General features: G+C 69.1%; 17 protein-coding genes and 1 pseudogene. 13 read left to right on the plus strand and 5 right to left on the minus strand.

Annotated features, from left to right (window positions below; genetic code table 11):
• The first annotated feature begins 129 nt into the window (after window positions 1-129).
• Entirely contained in the window at window positions 130-1551 is a 1422-nt protein-coding gene (locus tag ACFR9S_RS10550) for an MATE family efflux transporter (protein WP_379818588.1), read from the plus strand.
• Window positions 1552-1593: 42 nt separating this feature from the next.
• The gene (locus tag ACFR9S_RS10555) at window positions 1594-2286 is read left to right on the plus strand and encodes a hypothetical protein (protein ID WP_379731025.1); all 693 of its coding nucleotides are present in this window, start codon (window positions 1594-1596) and stop codon (window positions 2284-2286) included.
• A 1-nt stretch (window position 2287) separates the two neighbouring features.
• Here ACFR9S_RS10555 and gatB read toward each other — a convergent pair whose 3' ends face one another.
• The 4 genes and pseudogenes from gatB to ACFR9S_RS10575 form a co-directional block, all read right to left on the minus strand.
• Window positions 2288-3772, minus strand: coding sequence for an Asp-tRNA(Asn)/Glu-tRNA(Gln) amidotransferase subunit GatB (gene gatB / locus ACFR9S_RS10560; protein ID WP_379731024.1), 1485 nt, complete (start codon window positions 3770-3772; stop codon window positions 2288-2290).
• Between the two features lie 77 nt (window positions 3773-3849).
• A pseudogene (locus ACFR9S_RS10565) lies at window positions 3850-4554 on the minus strand (amino acid ABC transporter ATP-binding protein); the annotation flags it as partial.
• A 56-nt stretch (window positions 4555-4610) separates the two neighbouring features.
• Complete coding sequence (locus tag ACFR9S_RS10570; RefSeq protein ID WP_379731022.1) at window positions 4611-5327, minus strand: ABC transporter permease; 717 nt, start codon at window positions 5325-5327, stop codon at window positions 4611-4613.
• 2 nt (window positions 5328-5329) lie between these two features.
• Window positions 5330-6253 (minus strand): ABC transporter substrate-binding protein, encoded by a 924-nt coding sequence (locus ACFR9S_RS10575; RefSeq protein ID WP_379731021.1) that lies wholly within the window; start codon window positions 6251-6253, stop codon window positions 5330-5332.
• A gap of 288 nt (window positions 6254-6541) precedes the next feature.
• Here ACFR9S_RS10575 and ACFR9S_RS10580 point away from each other — a divergent pair, with 288 nt between their 5' ends.
• The 9 genes from ACFR9S_RS10580 to ACFR9S_RS10620 are packed head-to-tail and all read left to right on the plus strand — an operon-like array spanning window position 6542 to window position 14485.
• A complete protein-coding gene (locus ACFR9S_RS10580) occupies window positions 6542-7573 on the plus strand; it encodes a monovalent cation/H+ antiporter subunit E (protein WP_379818592.1) in 1032 nt (343 codons plus the stop codon).
• On the plus strand, window positions 7570-7839 hold the full coding sequence (locus tag ACFR9S_RS10585) for a monovalent cation/H+ antiporter complex subunit F (RefSeq protein ID WP_379731019.1): 270 nt from the start codon (window positions 7570-7572) through the stop codon (window positions 7837-7839). The genes ACFR9S_RS10580 and ACFR9S_RS10585 overlap by 4 nt, the downstream gene beginning before the upstream one ends.
• Window positions 7836-8150, plus strand: a complete 315-nt coding sequence (gene mnhG, locus ACFR9S_RS10590; protein ID WP_379731018.1) for a monovalent cation/H(+) antiporter subunit G — start codon at window positions 7836-7838, stop codon at window positions 8148-8150. The genes ACFR9S_RS10585 and mnhG overlap by 4 nt, the downstream gene beginning before the upstream one ends.
• The gene (locus ACFR9S_RS10595; RefSeq protein ID WP_379731017.1) at window positions 8147-8680 is read left to right on the plus strand and encodes a DUF4040 domain-containing protein; all 534 of its coding nucleotides are present in this window, start codon (window positions 8147-8149) and stop codon (window positions 8678-8680) included. Before mnhG ends, ACFR9S_RS10595 begins: the two co-directional genes overlap by 4 nt.
• Window positions 8680-9177: an MnhB domain-containing protein gene (locus ACFR9S_RS10600; RefSeq protein WP_379731016.1), complete on the plus strand. Its 498-nt coding sequence runs from the start codon at window positions 8680-8682 to the stop codon at window positions 9175-9177. The genes ACFR9S_RS10595 and ACFR9S_RS10600 overlap by 1 nt, the downstream gene beginning before the upstream one ends.
• A complete protein-coding gene (locus ACFR9S_RS10605) occupies window positions 9174-9530 on the plus strand; it encodes a cation:proton antiporter subunit C (protein ID WP_379731015.1) in 357 nt (118 codons plus the stop codon). Before ACFR9S_RS10600 ends, ACFR9S_RS10605 begins: the two co-directional genes overlap by 4 nt.
• The gene (locus ACFR9S_RS10610; protein WP_379818594.1) at window positions 9523-11055 is read left to right on the plus strand and encodes a monovalent cation/H+ antiporter subunit D family protein; all 1533 of its coding nucleotides are present in this window, start codon (window positions 9523-9525) and stop codon (window positions 11053-11055) included. The genes ACFR9S_RS10605 and ACFR9S_RS10610 overlap by 8 nt, the downstream gene beginning before the upstream one ends.
• Complete coding sequence (locus tag ACFR9S_RS10615; RefSeq protein WP_379818596.1) at window positions 11052-12707, plus strand: cation:proton antiporter; 1656 nt, start codon at window positions 11052-11054, stop codon at window positions 12705-12707. The genes ACFR9S_RS10610 and ACFR9S_RS10615 overlap by 4 nt, the downstream gene beginning before the upstream one ends.
• The gene (locus ACFR9S_RS10620) at window positions 12707-14485 is read left to right on the plus strand and encodes a Na(+)/H(+) antiporter subunit D (protein WP_379731101.1); all 1779 of its coding nucleotides are present in this window, start codon (window positions 12707-12709) and stop codon (window positions 14483-14485) included. The genes ACFR9S_RS10615 and ACFR9S_RS10620 overlap by 1 nt, the downstream gene beginning before the upstream one ends.
• 70 nt (window positions 14486-14555) lie before the next feature.
• On the opposite strand, the gene ACFR9S_RS10625 is transcribed toward ACFR9S_RS10620, so the two are convergent.
• Window positions 14556-15386 (minus strand): SDR family NAD(P)-dependent oxidoreductase, encoded by an 831-nt coding sequence (locus tag ACFR9S_RS10625; RefSeq protein WP_379731100.1) that lies wholly within the window; start codon window positions 15384-15386, stop codon window positions 14556-14558.
• Between the two features lie 169 nt (window positions 15387-15555).
• Here ACFR9S_RS10625 and ACFR9S_RS10630 point away from each other — a divergent pair, with 169 nt between their 5' ends.
• Window positions 15556-15867 carry a DUF7518 family protein gene (locus tag ACFR9S_RS10630; protein ID WP_379818597.1) on the plus strand — a complete coding sequence of 104 codons (312 nt, stop codon included), beginning with the start codon at window positions 15556-15558 and terminating at the stop codon, window positions 15865-15867.
• A gap of 6 nt (window positions 15868-15873) precedes the next feature.
• A partial coding sequence (locus tag ACFR9S_RS10635) for an AAA family ATPase (RefSeq protein WP_379818599.1) occupies window positions 15874-17568 on the plus strand: 1695 nt, incomplete at its 3' end.

Here is a 17568-nt window from a genome sequence, read left to right on the forward strand (position 1 = left end):
TCGCGCTGAGGCGCGGCACAGGGCCGCGCCCGCTTCGCGCCACCGCACAGCCGGATTCGGAACGAGAGAACCCCACCAGTTCGACCGCAACGGCGGGATTTATCGCCCCCCGGAACCCACCGCACCCCCGTGAGCGACGACGCCCGCGTCGACATGACCACCGGCGCGATCACGCCCAAACTGTTCGCGCTCTCGTGGCCGCTGGTGCTCGGCAACCTCGTCCAGACTCTCTACAACCTCGCGGACATGTTCTGGGTCGGGCGCGTCAACGCGGAGGCGGTGGCGGCGGTGTCGCTGATGTTCCCCACCTCGTGGATGTTCGTCTCGGTCGCGATGGGGATCACCGCCGCCGCGGTCGCGCTGGTGTCGCAGTACGTCGGCGCCGACGAGCGCCGGAAAGCCGACCACGCGGTCGGGCAGACCGTGCTGCTGACCGTCGCCGTCGGCCTCGCGCTGGCGGCGATCGGCTTCACGATCCGCTACCCGCTCGTGAGCCTCATCGGCGCGCAGGGGCAGGTGTTCACCTACTCGATGGACTACCTCGAACCGATCCTCGCAGCGATTCCCTTCACCTTCCTCTTCTTCGCGTTCCGCGCGGTCCTGCGCGCCGCGGGGGACGTGCGGACGGCGATGTGGCTGGTAGTCCTCTCTGCGGGCGTGAACGTGATCCTCGACCCGTTCCTGATTCTCGGCTGGACGCTCGTCGAGGGCGCGCCGATCGTCGGCACGATCACCTTCCCCGCGATGGGTGTGCGGGGGGCGGGGATCGCGACGCTGATCTCCCGGGTGCTCGCCGCGCTGGTGGGGCTCGGCGTCCTGCTCCACGGCGGCTGGGGCGTCCGACTCCGCCTTCCGGACCTGAAACCCGATCGCGAGGTGCTCACGGATCTGGTCCGCATCGGCGCGCCCGGCACCGGCGTCGGGCTCGCGCGCTCCTTTGCGGCCGTCTTCTTCGCCGCGCTGGTCGCCCGGTTCGGGCCGATCGCGACCGCCGCCTACGGGATCGGAATCCGGCTGATGTCCGTCTCGTGGACCGTCTCCGGCGCGGTCGGGCAGGCGACCGCCACGGGCGTCGGGCAGAACCTCGGCGCCGACACGCCCGAGCGCGCCGAGGAGGTGACGTGGAAGGCGACCGCGGCGACGATGGTGTTCCTGTTCGCCGCCGGGGCGCTGGCGTTCGTCTACCCGGCGACGGCGGTCGGGCTGTTCATCGACGAGCAGCCCGTGATCGACGCCGGGGTCGTCCTGCTCCGGATCATCGCGCCGTTCTGGGCGTTCATGGGCGGGCTGATGGTGATCCAGGGCGGCTTCCGCGGCGCCGGGCAGACCGCGCAGGCGATGGCGCTCTCGCTGGCCTCGCGCTGGCTGTTCCGCATCCCGGTCGCGTGGCTGCTGGCGTACTACCTCGCGTGGGACGCCGCCGGGCTCTGGTGGGCGATGGCGTTCTCGGGCGTGATCACGTTCGTCATCGGCGCCGCGTGGTTCAACCTCGGCCGCTGGCAGGAGGGCGTCGTCGACACCGGGCCGAACGTCGCGGCCGGCGACGATTAGGCCGGGACCGGATTTTTCCGTCGTCCGGCGCTGGCTCCCCCCATGCGCCCTCCAACACGACGCGAACTCACGGTCGCGGTCGCCGTCCTGCTGATCGCGGTGCCGATCTGGGCCCCGCCGCTCGACGTGACGGGGCCGGACTACCGCTACGAGACGGCCGAGCTCTCGACCCAGAACGGGAAACTGGCGGTCGATACTCCGGACGGCAGCCACGTCCACGACGTCGAGGGGATCGACTGCTTCGACCGCTCGTTCGAGTTCACCCGGCGGTGCTTCTACGACGGCGGCGCCATCGACGGCAACGTCACGGGGGTGAACCCCAGCATCGTCGACGTCTCCGACCCGGCGGCGGCCGGCGAACTCACCCGGACCGGGGACGACGAGTACGTGATGCTCGCCGACGAGATCTACCGACGCTCGACGACGTTCGTCGACGCCAACGAGTCCGTCGGGGTGACGGTCGAACTCGGCGTCGAGCGCGTCGATCCGGCGACGGCGCTGGCGGACGTGGCACACGAGGAGGTCTCCGAGCCGGCGAGAACCGCGATCGAGACAGGATCGGTCACGACCGACGAGCCGATCGAGGACGCGAACGAGGTGCTCGTGGTCGACGGCGAGTACTACGTCGTCTTCGAGGAGTCCCAACAGCGGTCGTACCCGGCGAACCCCGGCACTGAACGGCTGTTCGAAGCTGTCTCGGTCGCCGCGGGCGGGTGGCTGCTACTCCGGAGCTGAGCTACTCGAGGCGCTCCCGCAGTAGCTGATTCACCTGCCCGGGGTCGGCCGAGCCGCCGGTCTTCCCCATCACCTGCCCGACGAGGAAGTTCAGCGCCCCCTCGTCGCCGGACTCGTAGTCCTCGATGGCGCCGGGGTTCTCCTCGATCGCCTCCGCGACGGCCTGCTCGACCTCGCCGCCGCTGGCCTTCCCGAGGTCTTCCGCTTCGATGATCTCGTCGGGGTGCTCGCCCTCGTCGAGCATCCGGCGGAGCACGACCTCCTCGGCGTTCTTCGCGGTGAGCTCGTCCTCCGCGACGAGGCGGATCACGTGCTCGATCTCGTCGAGGCGGTCGGTCACGTCGGCGACGGCCATGTCGCGGTAGTTCAGTTCGCCGAGGAGGTTGTCCGCGACCCACGTCGCCGCGAGGTCGGGCTCGAACTCCTCGGCGAGCTGCTCGTACAGGTCCGCGACCGACTTCCGCGAGGTGAGCTTCGAGGCGGCCTCCTCGCTCAGCCCGTACTCCTCGCGGAAGCGCTCGCGGCGGTCGTCGGGCAGTTCGGGGATCGGGATGCGCTCCTTCCAGTCGGAGACTTGGAGGGGGGGTAGGTCGGCCTCGCGGAAGTAGCGGTAGTCCTTCTCCTCCTCCTTCGAGCGCATCGAGACGGTGACGCCGCGGCTCTCGTCCCAGTGGCGGGTCTCCTGTTCGACCTCGCGGCCGCGCTTGACGGCGTTTTTCTGCCGAGTGATCTCGTAGGCCAGCGCCTGCTCGGCGCCCTTGTGGCTGGAGATGTTCTTGACCTCCGTGCGGTTGGCCTCGTCCCGTGCGTCCTCGTCGAGTTCGCCGTCCTCGCTGATCGCGTCGGCGGGGACCAGCGAGATGTTGGCGTCGACGCGCAGGCTGCCGTCGCGGTTGGCGTCGAACACGCCGAGGTACTCGAGCACCTCCTCCAGTTTCGCGAGGAACTCGCGGGTCTCGGCGGGCGAGCGGAAGTCCGGCCGCGTGACGATCTCCATCAGCGGCGTGCCCGCGCGGTTGTAGTTGACGAGGGTGTAGTCGGCGGTGTCGATGTTGCCGCCCTCGTGCTGGATGCTGCCGGGGTCCTCCTCGAGGTGGGCGCGCCGGACGCCGATGGTGCGGCGCTCGCCCTCGACGCGCACTTCGAGTTCGCCGTCGGCACAGATCGGCGCGTCGTACTGGGTGAGCTGGAACCCCTTCGGCAGGTCGGGGTAGAAGTAGTTCTTCCGGTGGAACGTGGTCTCCTCGGGGATGTCGGCGTCGAGCGCCTTCCCGATCTTGACCGCCGACTCGACGGCGGCCTCGTTGAGCACGGGCAGCGCGCCCGGCAGCCCCAGACAGACGGGGCAGGTGCGGCTGTTCGGCTCCTCGTCGTCGGCGGCGTCGGTCGAGCAGCTACAGAAGATCTTCGTGTCGGTCTCCAGTTGGACGTGGACCTCCAGCCCGATGACGGCCGCGAGCTCCCGGTCCGCGAGCGCCTGACTCATTGGTTCTCGGTTCCCGTGGTTCGTGGTTAAGCGTGTCGGGACGGCAGGAACGCCCGTCGGCCCGCCCTCCGATCCGCTCAGTACACCAGCTCCCCGGAGATGAACTTCCGGGTGCGCTCGTCGCTGGGGTCCTCGAAGATCCGCTCGGTGGGGCCGATCTCGGTGAACCCGTCGCCGAGCAGCACGCCGACGCGGTCGGCGACGCGCTCGGCCTGGTGCATGTCGTGGGTCGCGATCACGACGCCGATGCCGCGGTCGCGGGCCTCGCCGATCGCCGCCTCGATCAGCCCCGTGTTCCGCGGGTCGAGGTCGGAGGTCGGCTCGTCGAGCAGGAGGTAGTCGGGTTCGTACGCGAGCGCCCGTGCGAAGGAGACGCGCTGGGCCTCGCCGCCCGAGAGCGACCCCGCCGGCTGGTCGAGCTTGTGGTCCAACCCGACGATATCGAGCGCGTCCGTCACGGCCTCGGGCGGCTCGGGCGACCCGACGAGCGACCGGAACTGCCGGCGGATGCGGTCGTCCCAGTCCCGCCGGACCCGCAGCCCGTACTCGACGTTCCGGGCGACCGTGGCGTCGAACAGGCTGGCCTCCTGAAACACCATCCCGACCCGCCGCCGGAGCGCCAGCCGTTCCTCCTCGTCGGCGTCCCAGACGGACTGGCCGTCGAGTTCGACACGCCCCTCGTCGGGTTCGAGGAACAGCGAGAGCACCCGTAGCAGCGTGGTCTTCCCGACGCCGGAGGGGCCGATAACGGCGGTTACCTCGCCCTGCTCGATCGAGAGCGACACGTCGTCGACGACCGCCTCCTCGTCGTAGGCGTGGGCGACTCCGTCGAGCCGGATCATCGGTTCACCGCCTCCGTGTCGCCGAGTCGGACGACGATCGCGTTGACGAGCAGCACGAGCGCCACCAGCACCGCGCCGAGCACGAGCGCGGTGTCGTACTGGCCCTGTCGGGCCTCCAGTTGGATCGCGGTCGTCAGCGTCCGCGTCTGGGAGATGCCGTCGGCGCTGGTGATGTTCCCGCCGACGATCAGCACCGACCCGACCTCGCTGATCGCCCGACCGAAGCCGGCGAGCACGGCGGTCGCGATGCCGTAGCGGGCCTCCTTGATCACCACGAGCGCCGTGTCGAGACGCGTGCCGCCGAGGACGCGGGCGGCGTCGCGGACGTTTTCGTCGACGCCAGTGATGGCCGCGAGGCTGATCGCGGTGATCGGCGGCGTCGCGAGCACGAACTGGGAGATGATCATCGCCTCCTTGGTGAAGATCAGGTCCAGCGGCCCGAGCGGCCCCTGGTTCGAGACGGTGAACAGCACCAGCAGCCCGACGACGACGCTGGGAAAGCCCATCCCGGTGTTGATGATCGACTTCACGAACTGCTTGCCCGGGAACTCGGTGAAGCCCATGAGGAGCGCGACGGGGATGCTGACCAGCGTGCTCAGCGCGACCGCGGTACAGCTCACGTACAGCGAGACGGAGATTATGCTCTGGACGTACCCGTCCTCGAAGGGGAGTTCGACGAGCAGGGGGAGCAGCACGACCGGATCGAACGGCACGGTTACTCGCTGGACGAGTCGCTACTCCAACCTTCCGGAACGTACTGCTGGAAGTCGGGGTCCTCCGAGATCGCCCGCGGGTAGAACAGCTGTTCCCCGTTCATCTCGTAGTTCGCGATGGCGTCCTGGGCGCCGGGGCTGGTGATCCAGCCGATGTACGCCATCGCGAGGTCGTAGTTGACGTTCTCGTGGACGCCGGGGTTGACAGCCATGATCCCGTAGGGGTTCGAGAGGATCTCCGGCCCGCCCTCGATCGGCCCCTGGACGAGGATCGTGAGGTCGATCTCCGAGCGCTGGGAGATGAAGGTCCCGCGGTCCGAGAGCGTGTAGGCGTCCTGCTGGTTCGCGTTGTTGAGCGCCTCGCCCATCCCGGCGCCGATCTCCTGGTACCAGTCGCCGCCGGGTTCGACGCCCGCGGCGTCCCAGAGGTTCAGCTCCTTCGTGTGCGTCCCGGAGTTGTCGCCGCGGGAGACGAACGCCGCCTCCTGCTCGGCGATGGCGGCCAGCGCCTCGGTCGCCGACTCCATCCCCTGAATCCCCGCGGGGTCGCTCTCTGGCCCGACGATCACGAAGTCGTTGAACATCAGATCCCGGCGGTTGATCCCGTAGCCGTTGCGCATGAACTCGTCCTCCAGCCCGCGGGCGTGGACCATCACCACGTCCGAGTCGCCGTTGCGGGCGGTCTCCAGCGCCGCCCCCGTCCCCTGTGCGACGGCGTCGACGGTGACGCCGTACATGTCCTCGAACTCGGGATGGATCGCGTCGAGCAACCCCGTGTCGTACGTGCTCGTCGTGGTAGTGAGCGTCAGCGTCTCCCCCGCCACGCCCGGCCCGCCCTCGGACTCGGATCCGGTGACCTGCGTACAGCCGGCGGTGCTCGCGATTGCGGCCAGCCCGACCCCCTGCAGGAACTTCCGTCGTTGCATCGTACTCGGCATAACGCCGGCGGGGGAAAAACGTTCGCTTCTCGGAGTAACTGTTCGAAGTTACATATTGCCGTATATTCGGGAGCACGCGGCGATCGGAGAGCCGGAAGCAGTTACGTCTCCCCGGCCCGCGGCACCTCGGTCCGGTGTCGACGGACCGGGACCGGCCGCCGCCGCCCACGACCGGAGTGAGAACGTCTATAAAGCGCGTGGTCGAACCCACGGGCGACTACTGATGCCACTCGATCCAGTTCGTCCGGCAGGCCGTCCGTCCGTGGGGTGGTCGCCGTGACCGAGTCACGGTTGCTCGTCCCGGTCGACGAGTCGGCGAGCCTCCGGAACACGGTCGCCTACGTCGTGGAGGAAGCGCTCGCCCGCGCCGACGAGGCGGGGTCGCCGCCGGCGATCCACTTCGTCTACCCGCTCCCGGAAAAGATCACGTTCCGCTCTGGCTCGCCGCGGGTCGACGCCGCCCGGACGCTGCTGGACCGCGTGGCGTCGTGGGCCGAGGAGGACGCCGACGGCGCGGACGTGACGATCGAGACGGCGCTCGTGGCCACCCACGAGTACCTCTCGACGCCCAACGACTACGCCGACGTGCTCGTCCGCTACGCCAACGAACATGACCTCGGGCTGGCGGTGTTCGACCCCCGGTACGACCCGATCGGCTCGACGCCGCTGCTGCCCTCGCTGGAGGCGGAAGTCCGCCGGGCCGGCCTCGCGGTCGAGGAGGCGCCCCGGAACGTCGAGACGCCCTCCCAGCCGCTGGTCCGCCGGGGGACGCTCACGCAGTTCTTCGCGCTGTTCGCGGCGTCGTTCGCGTTCTACCTCCTGCTCGCGGGCTCGATCGCCCCCTTCGAGCTCGCGACCGGCACGATCAGCGCGGGGATCGTCGCCGTCGCGCTGTGGCGCGTCTCGCTCACGTCGGCGATCGATCTGAGCCAGACCGCCGGCCGGCTGGCGCGGTTCACGCTGTACGTCCCGTTCCTGCTCTGGGAGATCGTGAAGGCGAACTTCGAGATCGCGTACATCGTGCTCCACCCCGACCTGCCGATCGACCCCGAGCTGGTGGAGTTCGACGCCGCGGTCTGGTCGGCGCTGCCGGTGACGACGCTTGCCAACAGCATCACGCTCACGCCCGGCACGCTGACCGTCGACGTGGAGCGCCAGCACATGGTCATCCACACGCTGACGGGAAGCGCGCGCGAAGCGCTGTTCGCGGGGACGCTCGAACGGGCGGTCCGGTTCGTGTTCTACGGCCGCGCGGCCGCCCGGATCCCCAGCCCGTTCGAGCGCCGACAGCAGGAGGAGAACGAATGATCGAACAGGTCCTGCTGGGCGCGGCGACGGTGTTCGTCCTCGTCTCGCTGGTGGGGATCTACCGGGCGATCGCCGGGCCGACGATGCCCGACCGCGTGATCGCGATCAACTTCGTCGGCTCGAACGTCGTGATCGTGATCGCGCTGATCGCCGCCGCCATCGGCGAGCCCGGGGCGCTGGACATCGCGCTCGTCTACGCCCTGCTGAACTTCCTGCTCAGCATCGCCATCTCGAAGTTCCAGGTCGAGCGTGGAGGTGTGCTATGACGCCCCGCGAGATCGCCGTGGTGGTGTTCGTGGTCGGCGGCGCGTTCTTCGCTGTCGTCGCCGCAGTCGGGCTGCTCCGACTGCCTGACGTGTACGCGCGCGCCCACAGCACCTCCAAGAGCGAGACGCTCGGCGCCGTGCTCTCGCTGGGCGCGGTCGCGGTCACCTACGGGGTCGGCTTCGACACGCTGAAAGTCGTCTTACTGCTGCTGTTCATGTTCATCACTAACCCCACTGCAGCCCACGCCATCACCCGGGCGGCGAACGAACTCGGAATCGAACCGTGGACCGGCGAGGAGGAGGAGCCATGACGCCGTTCGAGATCGCCCTGCTCGCGCTGGTCGTCGGCGCCGCGGTCGCGACGGCGGCGCTGCGCAGCGTCCTGAGTTCGGTCGTCGCCTTCGGCGCGTACAGCCTCGGCATCGCGATCGTCTGGGTGTTCCTCCGTGCGCCCGACGTGGGGCTGACGGAGGCCGCCGTCGGTGCCGGCGTCATGACGGTGCTGTTCCTGCTCACGATCGTGAAGACGGAACATCGCGAGACGGAACGGACGTTCGAACGCATCGACCTCCGGGCCGCCGGCGTGGCGGTCGCGCTCGTGTTGGTGCTGTCGACGACGCTGTTCGCACTGCCCGCGGTGGGCGACGCGAACTCGGCGGTGTCCGACGACGACGTGACCGAGTACTACCTCGACAACGCCTACGAGGAGACCGAAGTCAAAAACGCCGTGACGGCCGTGCTCGCGGCCTACCGCGGCTTCGACACGATGGGCGAGGCCGCGGTGGTGTACTCCGCGGGCGTCGGACTGCTGGTCGTGCTCGACAGGGAGGTGTTCGGCTGATGAGCGATCGACAGCCCGCCGGAACGCCCGACACGGAGGTGCCGACGGGCCAGAGCGGCCCGTACGTCGGCAGCCCGATCATCATGGCCACCGTGCGCGTAGTGACGCCGTTCGTGTTCACGTTCGGCCTGTTCGTGATGTTCCACGGGGCCGACTCCTCCGGCGGCGGCTTCCAGGGCGGCGTCATCGTCGGCACGGTCGTCCTGATGCTGGGGATCGCGTTCGGGATCGAGGCGACCCGGGAGTGGATCGGCAGCAGGCTCCCGGTCGCGCTGATCGGCGTCGGCATGCTCGCGTTCCTGTTCACCGGGATCGGGAGCGTGCTGCTCGGCGCCGGCTTCCTCGAGTACTCGGTGTACCACGACCTCGGCATCCCCCACGCGACGAAGTACGGGATCGAGTTCGTCGAACTGGGGATCGGCGTGATCGTCTCGGGCATCGTCACCGGCCTGTTCTTCGCCATCGCGTCCGGATTCAACGGGGGTGAGTCGGCGTGATCGACCTGCTCGCGTCGCGGGGCTACTTCCTCGTCGGCTTCCTGCTGATGGGCGTCGGGACGTACGTGCTGATCGGCAGCGACAACCTCATCAAGAAGGTGATCGGGATGAACGTGTTCCAGACGGGGATCTTCCTGTTCTTCGTCGCCTCGGCGTTCGTCTCGGGGGCGAGCCCGCCGCTGCTGTCGGCGTCGCCGCCGTACGTCAGCCCGCTGCCGCACGTGCTGATCCTGACCGCCATCGTCGTCGGGGTCAGCCTCACCGCGGTGGCGCTGGGGCTGATCGTCCGGGTGTACGACGAGTACGGCTCGCTCCGCGAGAGCGAGATCCGGGAGGTGAGCCTCGATGAGTGATCTCCCCGCGCTGCTGGTGGCGCTCCCGCTGCTGGGGTCGACGTTCGCGTTCCTCGCGGGCCTCGCCCGTTCACGCTCGGGCTGGCCGGTCGCGCTGGTGACGACCGCCGTGCAGGTCGTCGGCGCCGGCGTACTCGCTTCGCGGGCGTTCGACTCGACGGTCAGCTACGTCGTCGGCGGGTTCGAGGCGCCGTTCGGCATCGAACTGTACATCGACGGCCTCTCGGCGACGATGGCGCTGCTGGTCGCGGTGGTCTCCTTCGGCGTGCTCGCGTACGCGCGGCGGGCCGGCCCGCGGAGTAACGCGTTCTACGCCGTCTACCTCCTGCTCGTCGCCGGGCTGACCGGGATGAGCATCACCGGCGACGTGTTCAACATGTACGTGTTCCTCGAGATCACGGGGCTGGCGGCGTACGCGCTGGTCGCCAGCGGCGAGGGCGGTCGCTCGGCCCGCGCCGCGCTGAAGTACCTGATCGTGGGGACGGTCGGCGCGAGCCTGTTCCTGCTCGGGATCGGCTACGCCTTCATCGCGACGGGGACGCTCAACATGGCCGACCTCTCCCAGCAGCTCGCGGCAGTCGGCTACGACGCGACGCTGGTGCAGGCCGCGTTCGCGCTGCTGGTCGTCGGCCTGTTCGTCAAGGTCGCGGTGTTCCCGCTGCACGCGTGGCAGCCCGACGCCTACGCCGGCTCGCCGGACTCGGTGAGCGCGCTGATCTCGGCGCTGGTGTCGACGGTCGCCGCCTACGCGCTGATCCGAATCGTCTACACGGTGTTCACCGTCGAGTTCCTGCAGGCAAACCCCGCGGCGCGCTCGCTGCTGGTCGCCGCCGCGGTGGTCAGCATCGTCGTCGGCAGCGTGCTCGCGGTGTCCCAGACCGACATCAAGCGGATGCTCGCCTACTCCTCGATGTCGCAGTTCGGGTTGGTCGTCGGCGCCGTCGCCGTCGCGAACGAGACGGCGCTGATCGGCGCGACGATCCACCTCGTGGGCCACGCGATCATGAAGGGCGGCCTGTTCCTGACCGCCGGCCTGATCGCGACCGCCACGGGCGCCCGGACGGTCGACGAGTACTCGGGGCTGGTCGGGCGGCTCCCCCTCGGCGCGGGCGCGTTCGGCGTGCTCGCGCTGGGGATGGTCGGCGTGCCGCCGGCGGTCGGCTTCGTCGGCAAGTGGTACGTCGCGCTGGGCGCCGTCGAGGCGTCGGCGTGGCCGCTCGCGGTCGTTATCCTCGCGAGCACGCTGCTGACGCTTGCGTACTTCGCGCGGATCCTCGAACGGATGTTCTTCCGTGACAGCGAGGAGCCACGCTCCTCGGGAAGCAGCGAGGAGCCACGCTCCTCGGAGAGCGGGGACACGGCCGATACCCCGTCGGCGACCGACGGCGGCGCGGATCTGTCGCGCCCCTCGATCGGCATGACCGCCACCGTCGTCGTCGCGGCCTTCGCGGCGATCGCCCTCGGGATGCTCGCCTTCGAGTACGGACAGCTCCTCGAACCGACGGTTCAGGCACTCCTCTCATGACCGAGATAGCTTCACTCAGACCCCTCGCAGCGGTGCTCGTGCCGGCAGTCGCCATCCTCCCGATCCTCGCCTCGCGGGGGCGGCAGAACGTCCGGGAGACGTGGACGCTGCTCGCGGCGCTGTCGGCGCTCGGGATCGTCGCCAGCATGGTGCCGGGCGTGCTCGCGGGCGACACGTACGTCAGCGCCGTCGGCACGCTCGTCCCCGGCGTCGAGTTCGCGGTGCAGGCGGACGCGCTGGGCGTGCTGTTCGGCCTGCTCGCCAGCTTGCTGTGGCTGGTCACCAGCTTCTACAGCATCGGCTACATGCGCGGGCTCGACGAGCACGACCAGACGCGCTACTTCGCGGCCTTCGCGGGCAGCGTCGCCGCCGCTATCGGCGTCGCGTTCGCGTCGAACCTGCTCGTGCTGTTCGTGTTCTACGAACTGCTCACGGTCGCGACCTACCCCCTCGTCAGCCACGACGAGACCGACGAGGCCCGCGCGGCCGGCCGGAAGTACCTCACCTACACGTTCGGCGGCGGCGTCGCCGTGCTCGCTGGCTCGGTGCTCGTCTACCTGCTCGCCGGGACGACCGCGTTCGCGCCCGGCGGCATCGAGGCGCTCGCGGGCAGCGATCCGACGCTCGCCCGCGCGGCGTTCGGGCTGCTGATCCTCGGCTTCGGCGTGAAGGCGGCGCTGATGCCGCTGCACTCCTGGCTCCCCGACGCGATGGTCGCGCCGACGCCCGTCTCGGGGCTGCTGCACGCGGTCGCGGTCGTGAAGTCCGGCGTGTTCGGGATCGCGCGCGTGATCCTCGAGGTGTTCGGCCCCGAGACCGTCGCGGAGATCGGGATGGGCCTCCCCCTCGCTGTGGTCGCCGCGTTCACGCTCACCGTCGCGAGCGTGATCGCGCTCCGGCAGGACAACCTCAAACGCCGGCTGGCGTTCTCGACGGTGAGCCAGCTCTCCTACATCGTGCTCGGGCTGGCGGTCGGCGCAGCGCTCGCGCCCGGCCGCGCGTCAGCGTACGCGCTCGTCGGCGGGCTGCTGCACATCCCTGCCCACGCGTTCATGAAGCTCACCCTGTTCTTCTGTGCGGGCGCGATTCACGTCGAGACCCACACCGACGACATCAGCGACATGGCGGGGATCGGCGAGCGGATGCCGCTGACGATGGCCGCCTTCGGCGTCGCGTCGCTGGGGATGGCGGGCATCCCCCTGCTCGCCGGCTTCGTGAGCAAGTACTTCCTGCTGATCGGTACGGTCTCCGGCGGCCAGCTCGTGTTCACCGCCGCGCTGCTGGTCTCAGGGATTCTCAACATCGCGTACTTCTGGCCCGTCGTCTACGCCGCCTTCTTCGAGTCGCAGGGCGAGAGCGACGGGAAGCCGCTGCTCGAACACGTGCTCGGCGGGCGGTTCGCTGCCGACGACGAACTCGCGACTGATGGCGGTCGCTCCGAGACCGAGCACGGCGAAGAGCACGACGACCACGGCCACGGCGGCGACTGGGACTCCCGCGGCTGGTTCGGCGGCGAGTCCACGTGGTTCATGCTCGGGCCCATCCTGTTCGCGGCGACGGGCTCGGTCGTGCTCGGCATCGTCCCCGACACCGCGGTGTTCCTCCGGATCGTCAGGCTGATCGTCGCGGCCACCACGGGGGTGAACGTCTGATGGAGCCGATCGTTCCGCCGTTCGTTCCGGTGATCGTCGCCGCGCTCCTGCTGCCGCTGCTCGGCCGGAAGCTCGGCCACGCGGCCGCGGGCCTGCTGACGGGCGCGGTCGTCCCGTACGTCTGGCTGGTCGACTCCGGCGCCCACTTCGCGAACGTCGACCTGTTCGGCTTCGAGACGGTGCTCTTCAACGTCGATCCGTTCTCGACGCTGATGGGGCTGATCTTCGCGTTCATCGGCGCGGTCGGCGTCGCCTACTCCTACTACAGCGACGCCGAGAACGTCCAGACCGCGTTCGCGCTCTCCTACGTCGCGAGCAGTCTGGGCGCCGTCTTCGGCGGCGACTGGCTCACCCTGATCTTCTTCTGGGAGCTGATGGCCGTCACCAGCACGCTGCTGGTGTGGCACTACGGCGGGAAAGCGGTCCGCGCGGGGTTCCGCTACGCCCTGCTCCACGGCGTCGGCGGCACGCTGTTCCTCGGCGCCGTCGTCTGGCATTTCGCGGAGACCGGCACGTTCCTGTTCGCGAGCGTCCCCGGCGGTCCCGAGACGGCGGGGCTTGCCGGCCCGGTGGCGCCGGTACTCGCGGCGCTCGGCGTCGGCGTCAACGTCGGCTTCGTGGGCCTGCACGCGTGGCTTCCCGACACGTACCCGCGCCCGCACATCGCGGCGAGCGTGTTCCTCTGCGTGTACACGACCAAGACCGGCGTGTACGGGATGTACCGCGTGTTCCCGGGGGACGGCAACGTCGCGGTCGCGTACATGGGCGGCGTGATGGCCGTCTTCGGCGCGACGATGGCGCTGTTCCAGAACGACATGCGCCGGCTGCTCTCCTACCACATCCAGTCGCAGGTGGGCTACATGGTCGCCGGCGTCGGCATCGGCGGCGCGCTGGCACAGGCCGGCGCCTTCGCCCACGTGTTCAACCACATCCTCTACAAGGGGCTGCTGTTCATGACCGCCGGCGTCGTGATCTACCGCACCGGCGAGGAGAGCCTGAAGAAGCTGGGCGGGCTGGCCCGCGAGATGCCGATCACCGCGGGGGCGTTCACGGTGGCGGCGCTGTCGATCGCGGGCTTCCCCGGCTTCAACGGGTTCGTGAGCAAGGGGATCGTGATCTCCGCGAGCCACTACGCCTTCGAGAAGGGGCCGATCCACCTCGGCGACTTCTACACGCTCGAACTGCTCCTCCTGCTCGGGGGCGTCGGGACGTTCATGTCGTTCATCAAGTTCGGCTACTACGCGTTCTTCCACGGCGAGTACGACGGCAGCGTGAAGGACGCCAACCGCGGGCAGGCGGCCGCGATGGTGCTCGTCGCGGCGCTGTGCGTGTTCTACGGGATTTTCGACGGCGCGCTGTTCGGCCTGCTCCCGTTCGACGTGACCGACGGCGACGTGGTCGCCCACGCCTACCACACGTACACGGTGCCCCACCTGATCGAGGGCGTCGCGCTGGCGGTGCTGGGGCTGGTCGGCTTCGCGCTCGTCAAGAAACCCCTCTCCGGGCTGGGTCGGGTGCCCGACGTGGACAACCTCTACAACCCCGCGACGTTCTACGGTGCGCGCTACCTGGTCGTGGGCGTCACCGAACTGTACGCCCGCGTCGACGACGCCGCGGTCGCGTTCGCGAAGGCGTCGGTCCGGGCAGCGAAGGATCCCGACGCCGCGATCGCGCGGGCGACGGGCCGGGAGTCCGTCGAGACGAAAGCCGGGATCGACCGGAGCCTGCTGTTGGTGCTGGCGGTGCTGGTGGCGGCGCTGGCGGTGCTGTTGGTGTAGGCGACTCCAGCGACCGCGGCCTGCTGGTCACCCAACGCTTTCCGCGTTCTTCGAACCTCCGAGCCGTCGCTCAGTCGGCCGCCTGCCCGCCGTCGACCGGCAGCGTGTGCCCCGTCACGTAGGAGGCGTCCGACGAGCAGAGGAACGCGACCGCGCCGGCGATCTCCTCGGGGTCGGCGATCCGGTCCATCGGTACCTCCCGCATCGCCGAGGTGTCGTAGTCGGCGCGGAGCGTCCGGATCGCGGTCTTTACGAGTTCGACGGCCGTCCGAACTCGGTCCCACAGCGACGACCCGCCGGGCCCGCCGATCAGGCCGGACTGGATGTTCGTCTTCGTCGGCCCCGGAGCGACGGCGTTCACCCGGACGCCACGTTTGGCGTACTCCAGCGCGACCGATTTCGTCAGGCCGACGACGCCGTGCTTGCTCGCCGAGTAGCTCGAGAGCCCGCCCATCCCGACCAACCCGGCCTCCGACGCGGTGTTGACGATGGCGCCGCCGCCGTCCTCGACCATCACGGGGAGTTCCGCCTTCATGCACGCCCAGACGCCCTTGAGGTTGATGTCGACGATGCGGTCCCACTGGGCCTCCTCGATCCCCGTCGTCTCGACGAACCCAGTGAGGATGCCGGCGTTGTTGTGCGCGATGTCGAGGCCGCCGTACGTCTCGACCGCCACGTCGACCATGTTCTCGACCGAGGCGGTGTCGGAGACGTCGACCTCGACGAACGTCGCCTCGCCGCCGGCGCGCTCGATCAGGTCGACCGTCTCCCGCCCGCCGTCGGTGTCGATGTCCGCGACGACGACACTGGCGCCCTCCTCGGCCAGCCGCAGCGCCGAGGCACGGCCGATCCCCGACGCCGCTCCCGTGACCACTGCCGCCTGCCCGTCGAATCGTTCCATGCCACTGACTAATCGTTCGTTCAGCATAGCCCTTCCCCCTCGCCGCCGAAGAAGGCACGCGATCGACCGCGGTGACCCACGCGAACCGAGTTCGATAGAGCGGTATGTGATTTATCGATTCCCGAATCCCCGTCCGTGGCTTTATACAGGTGGCCTCGGTAATCCGCCCATGAGCAACCGAGGCGAGGATCTCGAGTCGCAGGTCGCCGAGCTACAGGCAGCGGTCGACGGGCTGACCGAGGAACTCGTGGAAACCAAAGAGCGTGTCCGGCAGCTCGAGGAGACGACCGACTCCCTCGAAGCCGACGACGGCGAGGCGGAGAGCCGGACGACCGCTGAACAGCAGGCACAGGCCCGCGGTGCGGAGCGCCGCGACGCCGAGTTCGTCGCCGAGCGCGACGACGACGCCGTCGAGGCCGCCGCCGAGGGGGAGGAGGAGGAATCCGACGACGACGACGGCGACGACATCATCGTCGCCTGAGGCCGTATGCACATTCAGGAACTCGTTCTGGACGACTTCAAGAGCTTCGGGCGTGAGACCCACATCCCGTTCTACGAGGACTTCACCGTCATCACCGGTCCCAACGGCTCGGGGAAGTCAAACATCATCGACGGGGTGTTGTTCGCGCTGGGGCTCGCGCGAACGCGAGGCATCCGCGCGGAGAAGCTCACTGACCTGATCTACAACCCCGGCGGCGAGGGGAGCAACACCGACGGCCCACGCGAGGCGTCGGTGACGGTCGTGCTGGACAACTCCGACGGCACCCTCAGCCGCTCGCAGGTGACCGCCGCCGCCGGCAGCGAGAACGTCGGCGACGTGGACGAGATCACCGTCAAGCGCCGGGTGAAGGAGACCGAGGACAACTACTACTCCTACTACTACCTCAACGGCCGATCGACGAACCTCTCGGACATCCAGGACCTGCTCGCACAGGCCGGGATCACCCCGGAGGGGTACAACGTCGTGATGCAGGGCGACGTGACCGAGATCATCAACATGACCCCCTACCAGCGGCGGGGGATCATCGACGAGATCGCGGGCGTCGCGGAGTTCGACGAGAAGAAGGCCTCCGCCCGGGAGGAGCTGGAGGTGGTCGAGGAGCGCATCGACGAGGCCGAACTCCGGATCGAGGAGAAGGAGTCCCGGCTGGAGCAGCTGGCCGACGAGCGCGAGACCGCCCTCGAGTACCAGGAACTCCGCGAGGAGCGCGAGGAATACGAGGGCTACCTCCGGGCGGCCGAACTCGAAGACAAGCGCGAGGACCTCGAACAGACCGAGGCGAAGATCGAGAACGCGGAGACGAAGCTCGAGGAGAAGCAGGCCGCCCTCGACGAGGCCGAGGGGAAGCTCACCCGACTGGAGGCGGAACTCGACGAGCTCGACTCCGAGATCGAGCGCACCGGCGAGGACGAGCAGCTCCGGGTCAAAAGCGAGATCGAGGAGGTAAAGGGCGAGATCGCCCGCCTCGAGGACCGTATCGAGGCAAGCCAGGAGCGCATCGAGGAGGCCGAGTCCGAGCGCCGCAGCGCGTTCGTGGACATCGACCGGAAGGAAGAGGAGATCGAGGAGCTCGAAGACGAGATCCGCGACCTGAAAGTCGAGAAGGCGAACGTCAAAAGCGACATCGTCTCGAAGGAGAGCGACCTCCAGGAGGTCGAAGAAGAGATCGAGAACGTCGACACCGCGTTCGACGAGCTCAAGGCCGAACTCGAACGCGAGAAGGAGGCGCTGGAGGCGCTGCGCGAGGAGAAAAACGAGAAGCAGCGCGAGAAGGACCGCCTGCTCGACGAGGCCCGGCGGCGCTCGAACCGCGTCAGCGACCGCGAGGACGAACTGCAGGAGGTCCGCGACTCCCTGCCCGACCTCCGGGCCCGGGTGTCGAACCTCCGCTCGGAACTGGACAAAGCCGAGAAGAACGAGTCCACCGCGGCGTCGATGGTCGAGGAGCTCAAGCAGCGTAAGCAGGAGCTCAACGGCGACATCTCCGAGGTGGACGAGGAGCTCCGGGAACTGCGCAACGAGTACGCCGAACTCGAGGCCAAGGCGAGCGACAGCGGCGACACGTCGTGGCCCCGCGCCGTCACGGCGATCAAGAACGCGGGGAAGCGCGGCGTCCACGGCCCCGTGGGCGAACTGGCGTCGGTCCCCCGAGAGTACGCCGAGGCGTGTGAGACCGCCGCC

Origin of the sequence: Halolamina salina, assembly GCF_042678005.1 — an archaeon.
GTDB lineage: Archaea > Halobacteriota > Halobacteria > Halobacteriales > Haloferacaceae > Halolamina > Halolamina salina.